This window comes from beta proteobacterium MWH-UniP1 (assembly GCA_036362785.1).
In the GTDB taxonomy this organism is placed as follows: domain Bacteria; phylum Pseudomonadota; class Gammaproteobacteria; order Burkholderiales; family Burkholderiaceae_A; genus Lacustribacter.
Genome location: CP143625.1, coordinates 419,003 through 440,071, shown reverse-complemented (window position 1 = coordinate 440,071; position 21,069 = coordinate 419,003). Strand labels below are relative to the sequence as shown.

The 21,069-nt window shown below is 56.2% G+C and carries 15 protein-coding genes; 10 read left to right on the top strand and 5 right to left on the bottom strand.

The window, feature by feature from the left end:
- Positions 1-68: 68 nt before the first annotated feature.
- Both lptG and lptF read right to left on the bottom strand, forming a co-directional pair.
- Positions 69-1,181 (bottom strand): LPS export ABC transporter permease LptG, encoded by a 1,113-nt coding sequence (lptG, locus tag AOB54_02190; protein ID WVN42214.1) that lies wholly within the window; start codon positions 1,179-1,181, stop codon positions 69-71.
- A 12-nt stretch (positions 1,182-1,193) separates the two neighbouring features.
- Positions 1,194-2,333, bottom strand: a complete 1,140-nt coding sequence (gene lptF, locus AOB54_02185) for an LPS export ABC transporter permease LptF (GenBank protein WVN42213.1) — start codon at positions 2,331-2,333, stop codon at positions 1,194-1,196.
- A 42-nt stretch (positions 2,334-2,375) separates the two neighbouring features.
- Here lptF and AOB54_02180 point away from each other — a divergent pair, with 42 nt between their 5' ends.
- The 3 genes from AOB54_02180 to AOB54_02170 are packed head-to-tail and all read left to right on the top strand — an operon-like array spanning position 2,376 to position 7,391.
- Entirely contained in the window at positions 2,376-3,992 is a 1,617-nt protein-coding gene (locus AOB54_02180) for a leucyl aminopeptidase (protein WVN42212.1), read from the top strand.
- Positions 3,993-4,011: 19 nt separating this feature from the next.
- Positions 4,012-4,455 carry a DNA polymerase III subunit chi gene (locus AOB54_02175; protein WVN42211.1) on the top strand — a complete coding sequence of 148 codons (444 nt, stop codon included), beginning with the start codon at positions 4,012-4,014 and terminating at the stop codon, positions 4,453-4,455.
- Positions 4,452-7,391 carry a valine--tRNA ligase gene (locus AOB54_02170; GenBank protein WVN42210.1) on the top strand — a complete coding sequence of 980 codons (2,940 nt, stop codon included), beginning with the start codon at positions 4,452-4,454 and terminating at the stop codon, positions 7,389-7,391. The genes AOB54_02175 and AOB54_02170 overlap by 4 nt, the downstream gene beginning before the upstream one ends.
- A 280-nt stretch (positions 7,392-7,671) precedes the next feature.
- Here AOB54_02170 and AOB54_02165 read toward each other — a convergent pair whose 3' ends face one another.
- Together AOB54_02165 and alaS are read right to left on the bottom strand one after the other, a co-directional pair.
- Positions 7,672-7,905: a sulfurtransferase TusA family protein gene (locus AOB54_02165; GenBank protein ID WVN42209.1), complete on the bottom strand. Its 234-nt coding sequence runs from the start codon at positions 7,903-7,905 to the stop codon at positions 7,672-7,674.
- Positions 7,906-7,915: 10 nt separating this feature from the next.
- Entirely contained in the window at positions 7,916-10,531 is a 2,616-nt protein-coding gene (gene alaS / locus AOB54_02160; GenBank protein WVN42208.1) for an alanine--tRNA ligase, read from the bottom strand.
- Positions 10,532-10,683: 152 nt separating this feature from the next.
- On the opposite strand from alaS, the gene AOB54_02155 reads away from it, so the two are divergent.
- The 5 genes from AOB54_02155 to AOB54_02135 are packed head-to-tail and all read left to right on the top strand — an operon-like array spanning position 10,684 to position 15,398.
- Positions 10,684-11,106, top strand: a complete 423-nt coding sequence (locus AOB54_02155; GenBank protein WVN42207.1) for a tripartite tricarboxylate transporter TctB family protein — start codon at positions 10,684-10,686, stop codon at positions 11,104-11,106.
- Between the two features lie 39 nt (positions 11,107-11,145).
- A complete protein-coding gene (locus tag AOB54_02150; GenBank protein WVN42206.1) occupies positions 11,146-12,657 on the top strand; it encodes a tripartite tricarboxylate transporter permease in 1,512 nt (503 codons plus the stop codon).
- A complete protein-coding gene (locus AOB54_02145; protein WVN42205.1) occupies positions 12,654-13,544 on the top strand; it encodes an NAD(P)-dependent oxidoreductase in 891 nt (296 codons plus the stop codon). The genes AOB54_02150 and AOB54_02145 overlap by 4 nt, the downstream gene beginning before the upstream one ends.
- Before the next feature lie 4 nt (positions 13,545-13,548).
- Positions 13,549-14,541 carry a homoserine kinase gene (locus tag AOB54_02140; protein WVN42204.1) on the top strand — a complete coding sequence of 331 codons (993 nt, stop codon included), beginning with the start codon at positions 13,549-13,551 and terminating at the stop codon, positions 14,539-14,541.
- A gap of 53 nt (positions 14,542-14,594) precedes the next feature.
- Positions 14,595-15,398 carry a BPSS1780 family membrane protein gene (locus AOB54_02135; GenBank protein ID WVN42203.1) on the top strand — a complete coding sequence of 268 codons (804 nt, stop codon included), beginning with the start codon at positions 14,595-14,597 and terminating at the stop codon, positions 15,396-15,398.
- Positions 15,399-15,409: 11 nt separating this feature from the next.
- Here the strand turns inward: AOB54_02135 and AOB54_02130 are convergent, their stop codons facing one another.
- Positions 15,410-17,692 (bottom strand): UvrD-helicase domain-containing protein, encoded by a 2,283-nt coding sequence (locus AOB54_02130; GenBank protein ID WVN42202.1) that lies wholly within the window; start codon positions 17,690-17,692, stop codon positions 15,410-15,412.
- Between the two features lie 79 nt (positions 17,693-17,771).
- Here AOB54_02130 and leuS point away from each other — a divergent pair, with 79 nt between their 5' ends.
- Positions 17,772-20,492, top strand: coding sequence for a leucine--tRNA ligase (leuS, locus tag AOB54_02125; GenBank protein ID WVN42201.1), 2,721 nt, complete (start codon positions 17,772-17,774; stop codon positions 20,490-20,492).
- Between the two features lie 8 nt (positions 20,493-20,500).
- On the top strand, positions 20,501-21,067 hold the full coding sequence (gene lptE / locus AOB54_02120; GenBank protein WVN42200.1) for an LPS assembly lipoprotein LptE: 567 nt from the start codon (positions 20,501-20,503) through the stop codon (positions 21,065-21,067).
- Positions 21,068-21,069: the final 2 nt, after the last annotated feature.

The window sequence follows — 21,069 nt, the reverse complement described above, 5'->3', positions numbered from 1 at the left end:
ACTCCTAAAGATTCGGGGACAGGCGGCCGGAGGGTCGCAACGCTGCGGCGCAAAGCCGAGAGTTTACTTCAGCGGTACTGGACCCGATAAAACAAGACCCCAGCCACCGCAAGGCCCAAAAAGCTTGGCAGCAGGGCCATGACGGGCGCGGGCCAGGTATTGAGTACGCCAAGATGTGAAAAAAGACTGTTGAGCAAGTGAAAACCAACACCCACAATAATGCCGGCAAAGACCCGGGCACCAACTGCGCCAGCCCGTGCCTGTATGAACGCCGCCGGCAGGGCCAAGAGCATCATCACCCAGATCACAAACGGGTAAACAACCCGTTTCCACAGTGCGATTTCATAACGATCGGACTGCTGTTTATTCGCTTTCAGATAAACAACATAACGGTAGAGATCAATTGATGACATGCGATCTGGATTGGTCACCAATGCCCCGAGCATTTCAGGTGACAGCATGGACATGACTTTTACCTGATCTAGCGAGCGCTGCGAAACCGATCCATCAGCAGCGAAATCCACACGCTTGACTTTGCGCAACTCCCATTCATACCGATCGCCCACCTGGCCAACATAATGGCCGCTCTCACCCTCCAGCGTCACAACCAGCCGTTGCCGCTCATCAAAGTCATAGACCTGTATGCGCTGCAAGATCTGTTCAGGGGTGAATTTGCCCGCGTTCACAAACCGCAGCGCCTTGCTGTCGGCTCCGGACGCTTCGGGCATATCCCGAAGCCAGAGCCCAGAGCGCATCTGACCAGAGCCACTACCGTCACGAATACCGCCACGAAAATCCTCTGAGAGCGGCACAATCACCTCAGAAAAAAGAGCTGTTGCAACCACCATGGGTAGCCCAATCCGCAGCATGGCCTTGATCGCCGTGGCGGGCAGCAAGCCCGATACACGAAAGACCGTAAATTCAGAATTCGCCGCGCTTTGCGACAAGGCCCAGATGGTGCCAATTAAAGCGGCAATGGGGGCCAACTCCACCACCCGGCTGGGCACACCCAACAGCACATAGGCCACCGCATGGTTAAAGCGGTATCCCCCAATGCCCACTTCGTCCATCTCGGCCAGAAAATCGAAAAACAAAAACATCGACAAAAAGCCGCAGAGCACGAAGATCGTGGCCTGAAAGATGCTCTTGCCAAGATAGCGCTGAAATAAAAGTGCTTTCATCGGTGAGTCACCTTAGGCCGACGCAGTCGTTTTTGATTTAACAAGCCCAATGCGCCGGGCCATCTGCCAGAGCCATTCAATGGGGCCGGGCCGCTGGGTCATGCGCCACCAAAACATAATGGCCGCAACAATCAAAAGCCCGAGTGGCAGCGGCCACCAGGCCATTGCAAAACTGATCTTGCCTTGACCCACTGCTGCTTTTACCGCGCTAAACAAATTGCTGGCAATCAAATAAATCAAGAGCGCAAGAATCAAATTCACCGCGCGGCCAGAGCGTGCGTTCGATACCGCCAATGGAATGGCCAGAATGCCCAATGCCAGCGTGAGCAGCGGCAGGCCCACACGCATGGCAATTTCGCCTTTGGCACCGGGCTCGGTCTTTTTCATCAAATCTAATGTCGACATGGCCCGCGTGTTTTCCTGGGGCTTCACACCCGGCGCGGACTGATCCATGCGTATTCGATAGACATCAAAACTCGTTGTTCGGGATTCCAACTGGCCAGGAATCATGTCCGTGCGATAGCCGCGCTCAAGCACCACCCATTGCTGCCCATCGATATCTTTCTCAAAACGACCCGTCGAAGACACCAGCAAGACTCGGCGGCCCGTGCTTTCCATCGACCGGATGAAGACCGTGCCAATACGGCCGTTTTCGTTGTCGGGGTTCTCTAAAAAGAAAACCCTTTGGCCCGAATAGGATTCCCGGAATTGACCAGGGCTCACCCGCTGGGCATCCCCGCGGTTCTGGATTTCATCTTCAAAGTTCAGGATCTGCTGCCGAGCCCATGGCCCGACCACGGTGGAAAGCACCGCCACGACCAGCATCATGGGCCACAAAAAGCGCCAGACGGGTTTCACAAAGTCCAAAAGGCTCTTGCCCGAGGCCAGCCAGATCACCATCTCGGAGTCCCGCCACCAGCGCGACAGCACCATCAATACTGAGATGTAGACGGTCAGCATCAAGACCGTATTCATGAGGCTGACGGTATTGAACACGATCAGCGGCAGGACCAGCTCGCCATCGACCCGGCCAGAGGCCACCCGGCCCAGGGCACGGATGAGAATCATGGTGACCAGGGTGGTCATCAGAATGGCCAAAACCCCGCCGGCAGTGGATCGGAGTTCCCGAAGCAGGGATTTGTGGAAGAGCATTTTCCTTATAATCGCAGGATTCCCGAATCTAGGCATTTTGTCATGACCGTTACCGCCTCGAGCAAAGATCAAAAAGAAGTCAAAGATCCCGGCGAACACCGGGAAGCCCCCCAATTCATTGCCAGCAACAAGCCGGTCGACCGAGCTGCTGCGGACTGTGTCTGGATTGGCGTATTTGCCACCAGCACCGGGGCCGTCGAGCTGTCCAACGCCGCCAAGGTGCTGGACAAGGTCTCCAATGGCGCTGTGGCCCGCGCGATCAAGGCTGGTGATATCGACGGCAAGGTGGGCAATAACCTGCTGCTTCGCGATGTGACGGGCATCCCGTCGCCCCGTGCACTGCTGGTGGGCCTGGGCAAGCGGGACGAATTCACCGACAAAATCTTCTGCGACGCCATCAAGGGCGCGGTGAAGTCGGTCAGCGGCTCTAAAGGCATCAAGCGGATCGCTTCTTTTCTGACTGATGTCCCCGTGAAGGGTAAAAACGGCGAGCGGTCTGGCAACTGGCGCGTGACCGCCCATGTGACCTGCATCCGAGAAGCTGGCTATCGTTTTGATCGCTTCAAGACCAAAAAGGAAGACGGCGCAGCCGATCCCAAGGCCAAGACCGCCAAGCCTGCCGCCGAGGGCATCACCCACGTCGAAATGCTCTTGCCAGGCGATATGCGTCCGACCGAGGCCCCGAAAGTCATTGAAGATGCCCAGGCCTTGGCCAATGGTCTTCAGCTGACCAAGGATTTAGCCAACCTGCCACCCAATGTCTGCACGCCCACCTATCTGGCCAACACCGCCAAGACATTGGCCCGTGAGCTGCGTCTGAAGATCGAGATCTTGGACCGGGCCGCCATGGAAAAGCATGGCATGGGTGCCCTCTTGGCTGTGGCCCAGGGTTCGGCCCAGCCGCCTCAGTTCATTGTCTTGCAGCACCAGGGCGCCAGCGCCAAAGACGCTCCCCATGTGTTGGTTGGCAAGGGCATTACCTTTGACACGGGCGGCATCTCCATCAAACCCGCCGCCGATATGGACGAAATGAAGTACGACATGTCGGGCGCTGCCACCGTCTTGGGTGTAATGCGGGCCGTTTCCGAAATGGGCTTAAAGCGCAACGTGATTGGCGTGATCCCCACCTGTGAAAACATGCCCAGTGGCACGGCCACCCGCCCTGGTGACATCGTGACCTCGATGTCCGGTCAGACGGTTGAGATTCTGAATACCGATGCTGAAGGCCGACTCATCCTGTGCGATGCGCTGACCTATGTTGAGAAATTCAAGCCTGCCTCAGTGGTGGATATCGCCACGCTCACGGGTGCCTGTGTCATTGCGCTGGGCGGCGTGAATACGGGATTGTTCAGTGCCGATGATGCGCTTGCTGAAGCGCTCTTCAAAGCCGGCCAAGACGCGCTCGATCCCGCATGGCGTATGCCCCTCCAAGAGGAATACCAAGAGCAGCTCAAGTCGCCCTTTGCCGATATGGCCAACGTGGGCGGTCGGGCTGCAGGCAGCGTGACAGCGGCCTGTTTCCTGTGGCGCTTTACCAAATCCTATCGCTGGGCCCACCTGGATATTGCTGGCACTGCCTGGAAGTCAGGTGCTGCCAAGGGTGCCACCGGCCGGCCCGTGTCCTTGCTAGTCGAGTACTTGAGAAACGGCCTGGAGTAATGCCCAATGCTCCGCGGCCATGACCTCGATTGATTTTCATTTCAACACACCGAACCGTCTCGAATACGCCTGCAGGCTCACGAGAAAAATCTTAAACGCTGGCCAGGCGCAGATTGAAACGCCGCTGGCGGTCTTCTGCACTGACCGTGCGCGCCTGGATGAGTACGACGATTTGTTGTGGAGCCTGTGGCCTGAGGAATTTATTCCGCATGCCCATGCGTCTTTGCCTGAGGCACAAGACTCACCGATCATTTTGTTAGACAGCGACATCAAGCTACATAGCCACACGTTGCTACTCAATCTTGATGACTCACCACCCCCATTTTTTGCCCGTTTTGTTCGACTCTTTGAAGTGGTCTCACAAGACGAAGACGACAAGACCAAGGCCCGTGCACGGTTTTCTTTTTACCGCGACCGTGGCTATGACATCAAAAATTACGACCTCTCGAAAAAATCATCATGAGTGAACTGGCCAAATCCTTTGAACCTGCGGACATCGAGCGCCAGTGGGGCCCCGAGTGGGAACGCCGTGGCCTGTACAAGGCAGGCAACACGGCTGGCCGCGAGGCGTTTTCCATTCAACTGCCACCACCCAATGTGACCGGCACGCTCCACATGGGCCATGCCTTTAACCAAACGCTGATGGACACACTCACCCGCTGGCACCGCATGAAGGGGGATAACACCCTGTGGCTGCCGGGCACCGACCACGCAGGCATTGCCACGCAGATTGTGGTGGAGCGACAGCTCGATGCGCAGAATGTCTCGCGTCACGATCTGGGCCGTGAAAAGTTTATTGAGCGTGTCTGGGAGTGGAAAGAGCAATCGGGCTCCACCATCACAGGTCAGATGCGCCGCTTGGCGGCAAGCTGCGACTGGGGCCTGGAATACTTCACCATGAACCCCCAGTGCTCCGAAGTCGTCAAAGAAGTCTTCGTGGCGCTCTTTGAACAAGGCCTGATTTATCGCGGCAAACGGCTGGTCAACTGGGACCCAAAACTGCTCACTGCAGTATCAGACTTAGAAGTCGTGAGCGAAGAAGAAGACGGCTCACTCTGGTCAATTCACTACCCCATGGCCGATGGCAGTCAGGGGCTGATCGTGGCGACCACACGGCCCGAGACCATGCTGGGCGACGTGGCCGTTGCCGTGAACCCCGAAGACCCCCGCTATCAGCACCTGATTGGCAAAACGCTCAAGCTGCCCTTGGTCGGCCGCGAGATTCCCATCATTGCCGATGATTATGTCGATGCGGCATTCGGCACGGGCTGCGTGAAGATCACACCGGCCCACGACTTTAATGACTACGCCATGGGCGAGCGTCATGGCCTGGAAAAAATCAATATCCTAACGCTTGATGCACGCATTAATGCGAATGCGCCGACTCAGTATCAGGGCTTGGATCGCTTTGATGCCCGCAAGAAAATCCTGGCGGATCTAGAAGCGCTTGGCCTGTTGGTTGAGACCAAGAAACACAAACTCATGGTCCCGCGCGGTGATCGCACCAATGCCGTGATTGAGCCCATGCTCACCGACCAGTGGTTTGTCGCGATGAGCAAACCCGCACCCGAAGGCACGTTCACGCCGGGCAAAAGCATCGCTGGCCGCGCACTTGAAGTCGTTGATAGCGGTGATGTGAAATTTATTCCGGAAAACTGGACATCCACCTATCGTCACTGGCTAGAAAATATTCAAGACTGGTGTATTTCCCGTCAGCTCTGGTGGGGCCATCAGATTCCCGCCTGGTACAAAGCCGATACCAATGGCCAGCCCATTCACGACGGCGCGGTCTTCGTGGCCCGCTCTGAAACTGATGCCAAGGCCCAAGCCGCCAAGGCCGGCTGGAGCGGTGCGATTGTGCGTGACCCCGATGTGTTGGACACCTGGTTCTCATCTGCGCTCGTGCCCTTCTCAACGCTTGTCGATCCCAATCAAGTCTGGGATCACACCAAAGGCACACCGAACATCAAGGGCGGACTAGAACAGTTTCTGCCATCTTCCGTTTTGGTCACTGGCTTTGACATCATCTTTTTCTGGGTCGCCCGGATGATCATGATGACCTGCCATTTCACCGGCAAGGTGCCCTTTCACCATGTCTATGTGCATGCGCTGGTGCGTGACGCAGAAGGCCAGAAGATGAGTAAGTCCAAGGGCAACACCCTGGACCCCATCGATCTGATTGATGGCATTGCATTGGATGCGCTGATTGCCAAGCGCACTACCGGCTTGATGAACCCCAAGCAGGCTGCGCAAATTGAAAAGAAGACGCGGGCCGAATACCCCAATGGCATTACCGCCTTTGGCACCGATGCACTGCGCTTCACTTTTGCCAGCCTGGCCACACCCGGCCGCAACATTAACTTTGATTTGAATCGTTGCGAGGGCTATCGTAACTTCTGCAATAAGCTTTGGAACGCCACCCGCTTTGTGTTGATGAATTGCGAGGGCCAAGACAACGGCTTAGATGTCTGCGCTGGTGATTGCGGTCCCGATGGCGTGTTGAACTTCACCTTTGTCGATCGGTGGATTACGTCTCAATTGCAGCGAACCGAGGCCGCAGTGGAGCAGCATCTGACCGACTATCGATTTGATCTGGCAGCGCGCGAGATTTACGAGTTCGTGTGGAATGAATTCTGCGACTGGTATCTTGAACTGGCAAAAGTCCAGATCGCCACCGGTAAACCCAATGCACAGAAGGCCGCAAGGCGTACCCTGCTGCGCGTTCTAGAAACCGTCTTGCGCCTGGCCCACCCCATCATTCCGTTTATCACCGAAGAGCTCTGGCAGACCGTGGCCAAGACCGCCAAGCGCTCGTTAAAGCTTGAGGCCGGCGAGTTTGATTCGATTGTGACCGCGCCCTACCCCAAGAGCGAACCCAGCAAGATCGACACCCTATCTGAAGCCCGTGTGGGTCAGTTGAAAGAAATGGTCAACGCCATTCGCGCCCTGCGTGCCGAGATGAATCTGTCGCCCGCAGAAAAGGTGCCGCTTCGCATCAGCACGGAAAACATCCAGAGCATCAATGCCGCCACGAAGATCGACCTGAGGCTCGATAGCCTGGAGCGGCAACAGATCGCTGCAAGTCTCAAAGCGCTCGCAAAACTGAGCGATGTGACGTTTGAGAAGTCCCTTGGCGAAGAGGCCAAGCGCTCACCTGTGCAGATTGTGGGCGATCTCAAACTGATGTTGGTCGTACAGATTGATGTGGAAGCCGAGCGTGCGCGCTTATCTAAAGAAGTCGCCCGCCTAGAAAACGAAATCACGAAGGCCAAAGGCAAGCTGTCTAACGAATCGTTCGTTGCCCGTGCGCCAGAAGCAGTGGTTGCGCAAGAGAAACAACGCTTAGCGGACTTCGAAACAGCGCTTGCTCGGATTAACAATCAACTAAGTAATTTATAAAGTCACTCAGAGCTGGCGGCCTGTTTAAATCGATCGCTTAACTCGGCGGCGGGCATTGGGATCCGAACTCGGCGAACGCTTGGAGCCGAGGCGGGCCCAATGACAGGCCGCAGCGGTGTAAATCGATCGATAAACTCAGCGAACACTTCGAGCCGGGGCAGGCCCGATGATAGGCCGTCGGCAATCGAACGATGAGTGCAAAAGAAAAGGGCGCCAATCGCTTGGCGCCCAAATGATCGTCACTCCCTCAAATGACGATCCCTCCTCCTCAGCGGGCAGTCTAATCCTTTCTTCGGATCAGAAACACATATTCCCCGCCCGACTCAGTACTTTCCATAAGTCGATGGCCAGTGTTTTTGCAGAAGTACTCAAAATCCCGCGCTGCACCAGGATCGGTGGCCAAGACTTTTAGCACCTGCGCCGAGGACATGTCGTTTAAGGCCTTCTTGGCCTTCAGGATCGGCATGGGGCAATTCAGGCCCCGCGTATCCACAATGCGATCTGGTTCGCTCATAGTCGCCACACTATGCCTTTGACTCGACAAATGCTTTTACGCTGGCCAGCGCCTTCGGCAGACCCGATGGGTCGTTACCGCCGGCCTGGGCCATATCGGGGCGGCCACCACCCTTGCCGCCCACCTGCGTTGCAACATGGTTCACCAACTCGCCAGCTTTGATCTTAGAAGTGAGATCGGCAGTCACACCAGCGATCAGCGAGACCTTGCTGCCCTCCACACTGGCCAACACGATGGCAGCGGACTTCAGGGCGTTTTTCAGCTTATCTAAGGTCTCACGCATCGAGGCCACATCGGCGCCTTCCATCTGCACGGCAAGGACCTTGATGCCCGCCACATCCACCGCCTGAGAGGCCAGATCATTACCCGCCGAGGCAGCAAGCTTGGACTTCAATCGGCCGATCTCTTTTTCCAAGGCCTTCACGTTGTCCATGATTTGGGCCAGACGTGCGGGCAACTCAGCAGCCGGTGCCTTGATCAGTGCCGCGGCTTGGGCCACGCGATGCTCAAGGCTCTGCAGCAAAGCAAGGGCGTTCTCACCAGTCACCGCCTCGATACGACGAATGCCAGCGGCCACACCGGATTCCGACACCACTTTAAAGAGCCCAATATCGCCCGTGCGGCTCACATGGGTACCACCACAAAGCTCGCATGAAGAACCAATATCCAAGACACGGACCTGATCGCCATACTTCTCGCCAAAGAGCGCCATGGCACCATGGGCAATCGCATCATCAAAGGCCATGACTTGAGCGCGCGTTTCTTGATTGGCCAAAATCTCGGCATTCACGATCTCTTCAATACGACGAATCTCATCGTCGGTCACTGGCTGATTGTGTGAGAAGTCAAAGCGAGTCTTCTCTGGATCGACCAGCGAGCCCTTTTGCTGGACATGGCTGCCCAACACTTCACGCAGAGCTTTGTGTAAAAGGTGAGTGGCCGAGTGATTCCGCACCGTGTGGGCACGACGTACGGTATCCACCGCCGCAATAATTTCATCACCGACTTTGATATCACCGGTTAACACCACCCCATGGTGACCAAAGACTTCAGCAGAAATCTTTTGTGTGTCCTCTACCGCAAAAGCCATGTTCTCGGCACGCAATGCGCCCTCATCACCCACCTGGCCGCCCGACTCGGCATAAAACGGCGTGGTATCCAGCACCACCACCGCGGCATCACCCGCATGAACGCTGGGTACCGACACACCACCGCGATAGAGCGCCGTTACCTTTGCGGTCTGCTCTAAACGCTCATAGCCGACGAACTGGGTCGACACGCCGGAATATTCCAGCGTATCTGCGGCTTTGAATTTGCCAGCAGCACGGGCCTGCTCACGCTGGCGTGTCATTGCCGCATCAAAGCCCGACTCATCGACTTCCACACCACGCTCACGGCACACATCCGCCGTCAGATCCAAGGGAAAGCCAAAGGTGTCATACAGCGTGAATGCCGTCTGGCCATCGAGCTTGCCACCCTTTTGGACTTTCGCTAGCGCCGCTTCCAAAATGCCCATGCCCTTTTCCAGGGTCTCACCGAAACGCTCTTCTTCTTGCTTGAGTGTTGCCGCGACACGGTCAGATGCCTTAGCCAATTCAGGATAGGCAGCACCCATCTCGGCAACCAGATCCGCCACAATCTTGTAGAAAAATGGCTGCGTTTGGCCAAGTTTGTGGCCATGCCGCAGGGCCCGACGCACGATTCGGCGCAGCACATAGCCGCGGCCCTCATTACCCGGAATCACACCATCCACAATTAAAAATGAACAGGCACGAATGTGGTCTGCAATGACGCGCAGTGATGGATTCGTTAAATCTTTGCAACCGGTTTCGCGAGCAACGGCCTTGATCAGGTTCTGGAACAAATCAATTTCGTAGTTACTGTGTACGTGCTGCAAAACTGCCGCAATGCGCTCTAAGCCCATGCCCGTATCCACACAGGGCTTGGGTAACGGCGTCATCTTGCCGGATTCATCACGCTCAAACTGCATGAACACCAGGTTCCAGATCTCGATGTAACGGTCGCCATCTTGCTCGGGGCTTCCCGGTGGGCCGCCCCAGACTTCCGAGCCGTGGTCATAAAAAATTTCGCTACACGGGCCACAGGGACCGGTATCGGCCATCTGCCAGAAGTTATCGCTGGCATAGCGGGCACCCTTGTTATCGCCAATACGCACAATGCGTGCCGTGGGGACTTTGATCTCGTTGGCCCAGATGTCATAGGCCTCGTCGTCTTCCTGATAGACCGTAACCCAGAGCCGTTCCGCGGGTAGCTGGTAGACCTGAGTCAACAACTCCCATGCGTAATGAATCGCGTCACGTTTGAAGTAATCCCCAAACGAAAAATTGCCCAGCATTTCAAAAAACGTATGGTGCCGCGCGGTATAACCGACATTTTCCAAATCATTGTGCTTGCCACCGGCACGCACACTGCGCTGCGACGACGTCGCCCGCTTGTATGGGCGCTGTTCTCGGCCCAGAAAGACATCTTTGAACTGAACCATCCCGCTATTGGTAAAAAGCAGGGTCGGATCATTGGCTGGCACTAACGGACTCGAGGCAACGATAGTGTGGCCCTTCGATTCAAAGAAACGAAGGAATTTTTCGCGGATTTCAGAAGCGTTCATGGCCTAAATTTAACAAGCTGTTTGGGACGAGTACGGTGGGTTTACAAGGAATCCCCTAAGTTTACCGGGGATAGCGAGTGTGCAAGAATCTTGGAGCTTTTTGCGGAGGTTTTATGCGGATTTATAACCGTCGAGATTTTTATGCCGGAATCATGTTCGTCCTGATCGGGGCGTTTTTCGGCCTTTACGCCCAAGACTATTCCATGGGCACCGCCAACCGAATGGGCCCGGGGTATTTCCCTACCCTGCTCTCCGGCATCATTCTGTTCTTGGGATTGATCGTTCTGGTCATGGCCTTTTTGCCCAAGGAAGCCCAGGAGCCGCCCGAAAAAACCGATTGGCGTGGTTTTGGCCTGGTACTCGCTAGCGTTGGTGGCTTCGCGCTCCTGCTGCCGATCGCCGGCTTTCTGATTTCCGCGTGTTTCCTGGTCTTTTTGGCTGCAGCCGCAAGTGAGGAGTCCAACAAGAAGGAGACCGTGATCTTGGCAATCGTTTTAGCGATTGTTGGTATCACGGTGTTTGGCTACGGCATTGAACTGCAGTTCCCCATCCTTCCCCCTGCTTTCACTCAATAACGATAGGTAACGGCCAACCGTTTCCGAAAGGCTTTTGTAATGGAATTACTCGCAAACCTGGCGCTAGGCGCAGCTACCGCGTTTACCCTGGACAACCTCTTCTACTGCTTTATCGGCTGTCTTCTTGGCACTCTGATTGGTGTGCTACCCGGCATCGGCCCACTGGCGACCATCGCCATGCTGCTGCCCATCACCTACAAGATGACCGACCCTTCCACCGCACTCATCATGCTGGCCGGTATCTACTACGGCTCCCAGTACGGTGGCTCGACCACCGCGATTCTGGTGAACCTGCCGGGCGAATCGGCATCGGTGGTCACCACGCTAGACGGCTATCAGATGGCAAGACGTGGCAAAGCAGGTATCGCGCTAGCAACCGCTGCTTTAGCGTCATTCTTTGCAGGAACAGTCGCCACGGTGTTGATAGCAGCCTTTGCGCCCCCGCTTGCTGAGGTCGCTTTTAAATTCGGCCCTGCCGAATACTTCTCGCTGATGGTCTTGGGCCTGATTGCTGCAGTGGTGCTCGCCCACGGATCGATCATCAAGGCTCTGGGCATGGTGGTGCTGGGCCTGCTCTTGGGCATGATCGGAACCGACATTAACTCTGGCTCAACCCGCTTTACCTTTGGCATTGCCGAACTATCCGATGGTATCGAGTTCGCCGTGATCGCCATGGGCATGTTTGGCTTTGCTGAAATCATTTTCAACTTAAAGCAAAGCGAAGCACGTGACCTTCTGAAAGAGAAAGTTACGAACTACATGCCGAAAAAAGAGGACTGGAAGCGCGGTGGCCCTGCTGCAATCCGCGGCACCGCCCTAGGCTCCTTCTTGGGCATCCTGCCTGGCGGTGGTTCGGTGCTGTCGTCCTTCGCGGCCTACGCAATTGAAAAGAAAATCAGCAAAAAGCCCCAGGAATTCGGTAAAGGAGCAATTGAGGGTGTGGCGGGCCCGGAAGCAGCCAATAACGCTGGTGCTCAGACGTCCTTTATTCCAATGCTAACCCTGGGTATCCCGACCACTCCCGTGATGGCGCTGATGATCGCGGCCATGATGATCCACAACATCCAGCCTGGCCCCCAGGTGATGAGCAGCAACCCCACGCTCTTCTGGGGCCTGATCGTCTCGATGTGGGTCGGCAACTTGATGCTCTTGATCCTGAACCTGCCGCTGATTGGTCTGTGGATCAAACTGCTGCAAGTGCCCTATCGCTTCTTGTACCCCGCAATTCTGATGTTCTGCTGTATTGGTGCTTACAGCTTGAACAACAACGTCTGGGACGTACTCATGACCATCCCGTTTGCGATCATGGGCTACTACTTCAAGAAGTGGCATTGCGAACCCGCACCGCTGCTGATGGGCTTTATCTTGGGCGAAATGATGGAAGAGTATCTGCGTCGCGCACTCACCATCTCGCGTGGTGACTGGATGGTCTTCCTGGATCGTCCAATCTCGGCCACGATGTTGGGCATGGCAGCTGTTCTGCTGATCATTGTTGCCCTCCCCTTCATCCGCAAGAAGCGTGACGAAGCCTTCGTTGAGGAAGACTCTTGATCGACAACGCAGACAAAAAGCACGTTGCTTTTCTCGGTTTAGGCGTGATGGGTGGCCCGATGGCGGGCCACCTTGCCAAAGCCGGCCACACTGTCGCGGTATTCAACCGCACCCAGGCCAAATCTCAGGCCTGGGCAGACAAACACCAAGACTGCAAGATCCGCGTTGCTAAGAGCCCAGCAGAGGCCGCGACAGGCGCGGATTTTGTCTTTTCCTGTGTAGGCAATGACGATGACCTGCGGGGCGTCACGCTCGGGCCCAATGGTGCATTTGATGCCATGAAAAAAAGCGCCGTCTTTGTCGACCACACCACGACATCCGCTGAGATTGCCCGAGAGCTTGGCCTAGCCGCTAAGGCCAAGGGGCTTGTGTTCTTGGATGCGCCGGTCTCAGGCGGCGAGCTTGGAGCCATTAATGGCGCACTCACTGTGATGGTGGGCGGCGATGCCGATGCCTTTGAGCGTGCCAAGCCCGTTGCCATGGCCTTTTCTCGGGCCTTTACCCGGGTGGGTGAGAACGGCGCAGGCCAGCTGGCCAAAATGGTCAATCAGATCTGTGTGGCCAGCGTGGTTCAGGGCCTGGCCGAGGGCATTAACTTCGGCATGAAGGCCGGCCTGGATATGAAGCTGGTGCTGGACATCATTAGCAAGGGGGCAGCCCAGTCCTGGCAGATGGAGGCCCGTGGGCCGACCATGGTCGACGACAAATTCGACTTCGGCTTTGCCGTGGATTGGATGCGCAAAGACCTGGGCCTGTGTATGCAAGAGTCCCGGCGCAACGGCGCACCGCTGCCCGTCACCGCCTTAATTGACCAGTTTTACAGCGACGTCCAGCGAATGGGCGGCCAACGATGGGATACTTCGAGTTTGATTAAACGACTCAAGTAATCCAATGGCTGTCTTTACCCCAGTTTCTCAGGGATCGCTTCAATCACTACTTGCTGGCTTTGATCTTGGTGAACTCGTTGGCTTCGAGGGCATTGCCTCGGGCATTGAGAACACCAATTATTTTGTCGACACGACCCAGGGCCGGTTCGTTCTCACGATCTTTGAAAAACTCTCTGCCAAAGAACTTCCGTTTTATCTGGAGCTCATGCGGCATTTGGCTGACCGGGGTGTGGCCTGCCCACGGCCCATGGCCGATCGCAGCGGCAAAATCCTGCACACCTGTGAATCCAAGCCGGCATCACTGGCCACTCGGCTAAAAGGCAGCTGGCAGCCGGCACCGACGGCTGCGCATTGCAAACTTCTTGGGGCTGCCATTGCCCAATCCCACCTGGCGGTTAGTGACTATGCTGGTAGCCAGCCCAATTTGCGTGGCTTGTCTTGGTGGCAGGCAACAGTCCCTGAGCTATTGGAATTCGTCACGCCCACACAGGCCACCCTTTTAAAAGATGAACTAGCGGCCCAGGCCGCTTTTGCCCAGAGTCCACTTGCCGCAAGGCTTCCCCGCGGCGCAGTACATGCGGATATCTTTCGAGACAACGTGCTGTTTGAAGAGACCGCAGCCGGCCCAGTGCTGGGTGGTTTTATTGATTTTTATTTCGCTGGCGTGGATCACTTTGTGTTTGATCTGGCCGTCACCATGAATGACTGGTGCATTGATTTGTCCGAGGCCGACTCCGGGGAACTCATTGCCGATCGTCGTGATGCATTACTTGCGGGCTATACATCGGTTCGTCCACTCACAGCAGATGAGCAAGAAGCCTGGCCCATGGCCCTGCGTGCAGCGGCCTATCGTTTCTGGGTTTCCAGGCTTTACGATTGGCATAAGCCCCGCACTGCTGCCATGCTCACACCCAAAGACCCGAGTCATTTTGAGCGGCTGCTGGTGGCGCGGCGTGACTTGCATGCCACCAAAGCAAAAAACTCCTCTGCCAAGTGATTTACGCTGCTGAGTCGGTAAAACTCAATCGATAAAAATAGAATCATCACACCATGCGACTTCGATCCCAGCCCAGATTGCTTGAAGCCAGAGTCGGTCAGACCTGGCTGCGGGCGGGCTTTCGCTTTTTTCATCGGCAGCCCCTGGCCTGGACCCTGATTCTGTTTATCTACTGGGCATCCATGTTGATGTTCGCCTTTATTCCAATCGTGGGCGCGGTTGTGCCGCTATTACTCTCCCCTGGGCTTGCCCTTGGTTTTATGGAAATTGCGCGGGCCGTGGATGAGCAACGGCCACCATCCCCACCACTTCTGGTGAGTGCCTTTCGCTCTGAAAAAGCCAAGTCCATTTTGATTCTGGGCGGCTGGTATGCCGCGGAAATCCTGGCGATTCTGTTGGTGAGCTCGATTTTTGATGGCGGAGTCTTGGTGCAGTGGATTACGGCTGGCGTGCCCCCACAGGGTGAAGAGGTCAACAGCATGCGCACTGCTGCTGCGGTATCGATCATTCTTTATATTCCGGTGCTGATGGCCTTTTGGTTCGCGCCACAGCTTGTGATGTGGTCTGACTTCAAGCCCACCAAGGCACTTTTTTACAGCTTTTTCGCGGTCTGGCGGAACAAGGGCGCGTTCTTGCGATACCTGCTCACCTGGATTGGGCTGACCGTATTCGTGGGTGCTGTGCTGGCCTTACTCAGTCAAAACATGAGCTTTGAACCCGGCACCATGACCGCCTTTATGTTCCCCATCACCCTGATTCTGATGGCGGTTGCCCACGGCTCGTTTTATCAAAGCACCAAAGATGTGTTTGGTGAAGGTGAGCAGACCGCAACACCGTTCACGGAAGCAAACGAGTAAGCTTGCAGCCCTCAGACGGGATCTAGCTTCGCCACCGCCAAGGCCAGCCACTTCACCCCATCGCGTTTGAACTGGATCTGGGCGCGGGCGTCTTCACCAGAGCCCTCCAGGCCCACAATCACGCCCTGACCAAAGCGGGCATGGCTTACGGTCTGGCCGACTCTAAAGCCGCTGTCATGGGCGCCCAACTGAGCCGCCTTGCCACCACCACCGGGACCTGTTGAAGCGCTACTGCCACCCGAACCACCACCGCGATTCCAACCGCCTTTGTTCGACTGCCAACTGCCACCGCGCGGGTTGCCATACCCATAGGACGAGCCGCCCTCGTAATTCATGCCACCGCCCATGACACCCGCTGGATTTAATCGCGGTGTGAGCCAACGTAAATTAGCCTCGGGCAGTTCTTCCAAGAAACGGCTGCGCATGTTGTAGCGGGTCTGGCCATGCAGCATCCGGGTCTGGGCCAGTGACAAATAAAGTTTTTGCCGGGCACGCGTAATCGCCACATACATCAGGCGCCGCTCTTCCTCTAGGCCATTGGGCTCCATGATGGAGTTCTCATGGGGGAAGAGCCCCTCTTCCAACCCCGTAATAAAGACCGCATTAAATTCCAGGCCCTTGGCCGAATGCACCGTCATCAACTGCACGGCGTCTTGGCCCTCTTCGGCCTGGTTATCGCCCGCTTCTAACGATGCATGGGTTAAGAAGGCCACCAGGGGCGGCATCTTGATCTCGCCATCATCGGTAATGCTCTCGCCCTCTTCAGAGATAAAGGCAGCCGCCGCGTTAATCAATTCTTCTAAGTTTTCAACCCGGTCACGGCCCTCTTTCTCACTCTGATAGTGGGCAATCAAACCAGACTTTTCGATCACCAAACCAACGAGTTCATTGAGCTTTAAGCCTTGGCCCTCAAAGCGCATCTGCTCAATCAATCGGGTGAAACTGCCCAAGACCGAGCCAGCCTTGCCTTCCATATGGGGCACCGCTGCATAAAGGCTTAATCCCAGGCCCTTGGCCTTGTCTTGCAGGGCCCCGATACTGCGCGCACCAATACCGCGCGTGGGGAAATTCACGACCCGCAAAAACGAGGTGTCATCGTGTGGGTTTTCCATCAGCCGCAGATAGGCCAGCGCATGTTTGATCTCGGCACGCTCAAAAAACCGCAGGCCGCCAAACACGCGGTACGGAATGCCGGCGTTAAACAACGCATGCTCAATCACGCGGGACTGGGCATTACTGCGATACAAAATGGCAATTTCTTTGCGGGCAAAACCATCGGCAATCAGGGATCGAATCTCGTCAACCAGCCAATAGGCCTCGAGTGCATCACTGGCCGCCTCCATCACGCGTAGCTGCTCACCAGCACCCGCATCGGTCCACAGGTTCTTGCCCAAGCGCTGCGAGTTGTTCTGGATCATGGCATTGGCCGCATCCAGAATATGGCCGCAGGAGCGGTAGTTTTGCTCCAGCTTGATCATGTGCTTAACACCAAACTCGCGCTCGAAATTCATCATATTGGCCACATCGGCCCCACGAAACGCGTAGATCGACTGGTCATCATCACCCACGGCAAACACAGAGGTTGTGTCGCCGGCCAACTGCTTAATCCACTGATACTGCAGCGGATTGGTGTCTTGAAACTCGTCAATCAGAATATGACGAAACCGCATGCGATAGTGATCGCGAAGTGCGGTATTGCGTTTGAGCAACTCAACGGAACGTAAGAGCAGCTCACCAAAGTCCACCACGCCTTCGCGTTGGCACTGCTCGTCATAGGCCTGATAGAACTCAATAAACTTCTTGTTGTAGCCATCGCTGTCATCAATATCAGCGGCACGCAGTCCCTGCTCTTTGGCGCTATTGATAAACGACTGAAGCTGCCGGGGCGGGAATTTCTCGTCATCCCAATTCAACAGCTTCAAAAGCCGTTTCACAGCCGATAACTGGTCCTGGCTATCCAGAATCTGAAAGGTGGCCGGCAGCCCCGCATCGCGGTGATGGGCCCGGAGCAGCCGGTTGCACAGGCCATGAAAGGTCCCGATCCACATATTGCGGACATTGACGGCCAGCATGGCCGAAAGCCGGCCCACCATCTCCTTGGCGGCCTTGTTGGTAAAGGTCACGGCCAAGATGCCCTGGGGGCTCACCTGGCCGCTGGAGATCAGCCAGGCAATGCGGGTGGTCAAGACCCGGGTCTTGCCACTGCCGGCGCCAGCCAGGATGAGTGCGGATTCTGCGGGCAGCGTAACGGCGGCACGCTGTTCTGGATTTAATCGGTGTAAAAGGTCAGCCATGCCTGCATTCTAAGGACTCTGGCCAACCCCCCTTGATAAAATCCCGAGATTGCCGAAATTACAGAAAATGGTTCCTCCCATGTCATCCCCGCAAGGCCCGTCCGACCAGAATTACCAGCCCAAGACCATCGAATCCCAGGCCCAAGCCGCCTGGCAATCGAGTGATGCCTACCGGGCCCGCGAGAACGACCCGCGCTTCCCAAAGGGCAAGTACTACGCCTGCTCCATGCTGCCCTACCCATCGGGCAAGCTGCACATGGGCCATGTCCGCAACTACACGATCAACGACGTAATGGCCCGCGCGCTTCGCATGCAGGGCTACAACGTCTTAATGCCCATGGGCTGGGACGCCTTTGGCCTGCCCGCAGAAAACGCCGCCATGGCCAATAAGGTCGCTCCGGCCAAGTGGACCTACGACAACATCGCTTATATGAAAAAGCAGATGCAATCGATGGGCCTTGCCATTGATTGGTCCCGCGAAGTCGCCACCTGCTCGCCCGATTACTACAAGTGGAATCAGTGGCTCTTTTTGAAGATGCGCGAAAAGGGCATTGCCTATCTGAAGACCGGCACCGTGAACTGGGACCCAATTGACCAGACGGTGTTGGCCAATGAACAGGTGGTGGATGGCCGTGGCTGGCGCAGCGGCGCAGTCGTCGAAAAGCGTGAGATCCCCATGTACTACCTGGGCATCACCAAATACGCGGATGAATTGCTCTCTGATTTATCGGATCTTGGCTGGCCAGAGCGGGTCAAGATCATGCAGGAAAACTGGATCGGCAAATCCACCGGTGTTCGCTTTGCCTTTCCGCACCAGATCAAAGATGCCAAGGGTGACCTGATTCAAGACGGCAAGATGTTTGTCTTCACCACACGTGCCGACACCATCATGGGCGTGAGCTTTGTGGCCGTTGCACCGGAACACCCGATTGCCACTGCTGCTGCCGCCAATAATCCGGCACTCTCCAAATTTATTGAGGAGTGCAAGGCCGGTGGCGTTGCCGAAGCCGACCTAGCAACTCGTGAAAAAGAGGGTATGCCCACGGGCTTTACCGTGACCCACCCCTTAACGCAAAAGCCCGTGCCGGTCTGGGTGGGCAACTATGTGCTGATGACCTATGGCGATGGCGCCGTGATGGGTGTGCCGGCCCATGATGAGCGTGACTTTGCATTTGCCAAGAAATATCAATTGCCGATTCATCAGGTGATCACTCGTAAACGTGGCCTCGTCGGCGAGTCGTCGCTCCCGCTCGCAGGCTCGCTACGAGACGACATCGCCGCCGAGGCCTTTAATACGTCGGTCTGGCAAGAGTGGTACGCCGACAAAACCAACACAGTCTGCGTCAACTCTGGCAAATACGACGGCCTGGCCCATGAGGCAGCGGTGACGGCTGTGGCAGACGACCTTGCCGCAATGGGCCTTGGTGAAAAGCGCATTCAGTTCCGTCTGCGTGACTGGGGCATTAGCCGCCAACGGTATTGGGGCACACCCATTCCCATCATTCATTGCGATAGCTGCGGCGAAGTGCCCGTGCCCGAAAAAGATCTTCCCGTGGTGCTGCCGGAGGATCTGGTGCCCGATGGCAGTGGCAATCCGCTCACCAAAGATGAGCGTTTCCTGAAGGTCGACTGCCCCTGCTGCGGCAAGCCTGCCCGCCGTGAGACCGACACCATGGACACCTTCATCGACTCGAGCTGGTATTACATGCGCTATTGCGCGCCGGACGCCAAAGATGCCATGGTCGATGCACGTAACGACTACTGGATGCCGATGGACCAATACATCGGTGGCATTGAACACGCGGTCTTGCACCTGCTCTATGCGCGCTTTTGGACCAAGGTCATGCGCGACATCGGCCTTGTGAAATTCAACGAGCCGTTTTCCAACCTGCTCACCCAGGGCATGGTGCTCAATGAAACCTATTACCGTGAAGACAGCGCAGGCCGAAAGAGCTGGTTTAACCCTGCCGATGTCAGCGTGCAGTTCGACGATAAGGGCCGCCCCATTAGCGCCACACTGATTGCCGACGGACAGCCCGTGATCATGGGCGGCACAGAAAAGATGGCCAAGTCGAAAAATAACGGTATTGATCCGCAGGCCCTGATCGATCGTTATGGCGCAGACACCGCACGGCTCTTCACCATGTTCGCCTCGCCACCCGAGCAGACACTCGAGTGGTCGGACTCTGGCGTGGAAGGGGCCTATCGTTTCTTGCGTCGTCTCTGGGTCTTCTCCACTGGCCTACAAGGCCGGCTCACGCCTGCCGCCAAAGACTTCTCGGCAATGACGAATGATCAGGCCAAGGCACTGCGCCGCGACATGCACACGCTTTTAAAACAGGCGGACTTTGATATGCAGCGCCGCCAGTACAACACCGTCGTGTCAGCCACCATGAAGATGTTGAATACCCTGGAGGACGCCGCCAAAGATGCCGCGAATGCGGATATGAATCTCGCACTCACCGAAGGCCTATCGATTCTGCTGCGCACGCTCTACCCTGTGGTACCCCACATCGGCTGGACACTCTGGAAAGATCTCGGCTTTGCTGCCCAGCATGGCGACATGCTCGATACCGCATGGCCAGCCGTTGATGAGTCGGCCCTGGTACGTGACTCGATTGAGTTGGTGTTACAGATCAATGGCAAGGTCCGTGGCAGCGTGGTGGTTGCGGCAAGTGCTAGCCAAGACCAGATCCAGGCTGCAGCGCTTGCCACCGAGGCCTTTACCAAATTTGCTGAAGGCAAGCCTGCCAAAAAAGTCATCGTGGTGGCTGGCAGACTCGTCAACATTGTGGTCTGATTGCCTATATGCGCATGTTCACCAACTACTACGACATGGGGGCCAAAGGGGCCGCCAAGCGTCGTCGTCGCACCTGGATTCGGGCCCTGATTATTGCGGCCGTGCTTGGCCTGGCCGCGGTATTGATAACCGGCTGCGGCTTTAAGATCCGCGGATTTGATCTGGGCATCCCATTTAAGACCATCGTGATTCAGGGTGACAGTGGTGTGGCCAACGAGGTGCGTCAGATGCTCTACGGCCAGCCCAAGGTCAAGATTGTGCAAAAGCCAGTCGAGGCCGAAGCGGTTTTAATCATCATGTCTCAGACCGTCGATCGCGCCGTGGTGGCCTTTAGTAGTGCGGGCCGGCCGCGAGAGATTCAGCTGCGCATGCGGGTGAGTTACCGGGTGACCGATGGTTTCGCCGTGGAATTAAGCTCACCACAAGACCTCACCCAGACCCGCGACATCACGGTGTCCGAGAGCGAAGCACTGGCCATGACGAGCGCAGAAAACTTCATGATTGAAGACATGCAGCGCGATCTGGCCCAACAGATCATTCGCCGACTGCGCGCAGTAAAACCAATGGCCAACTAAAC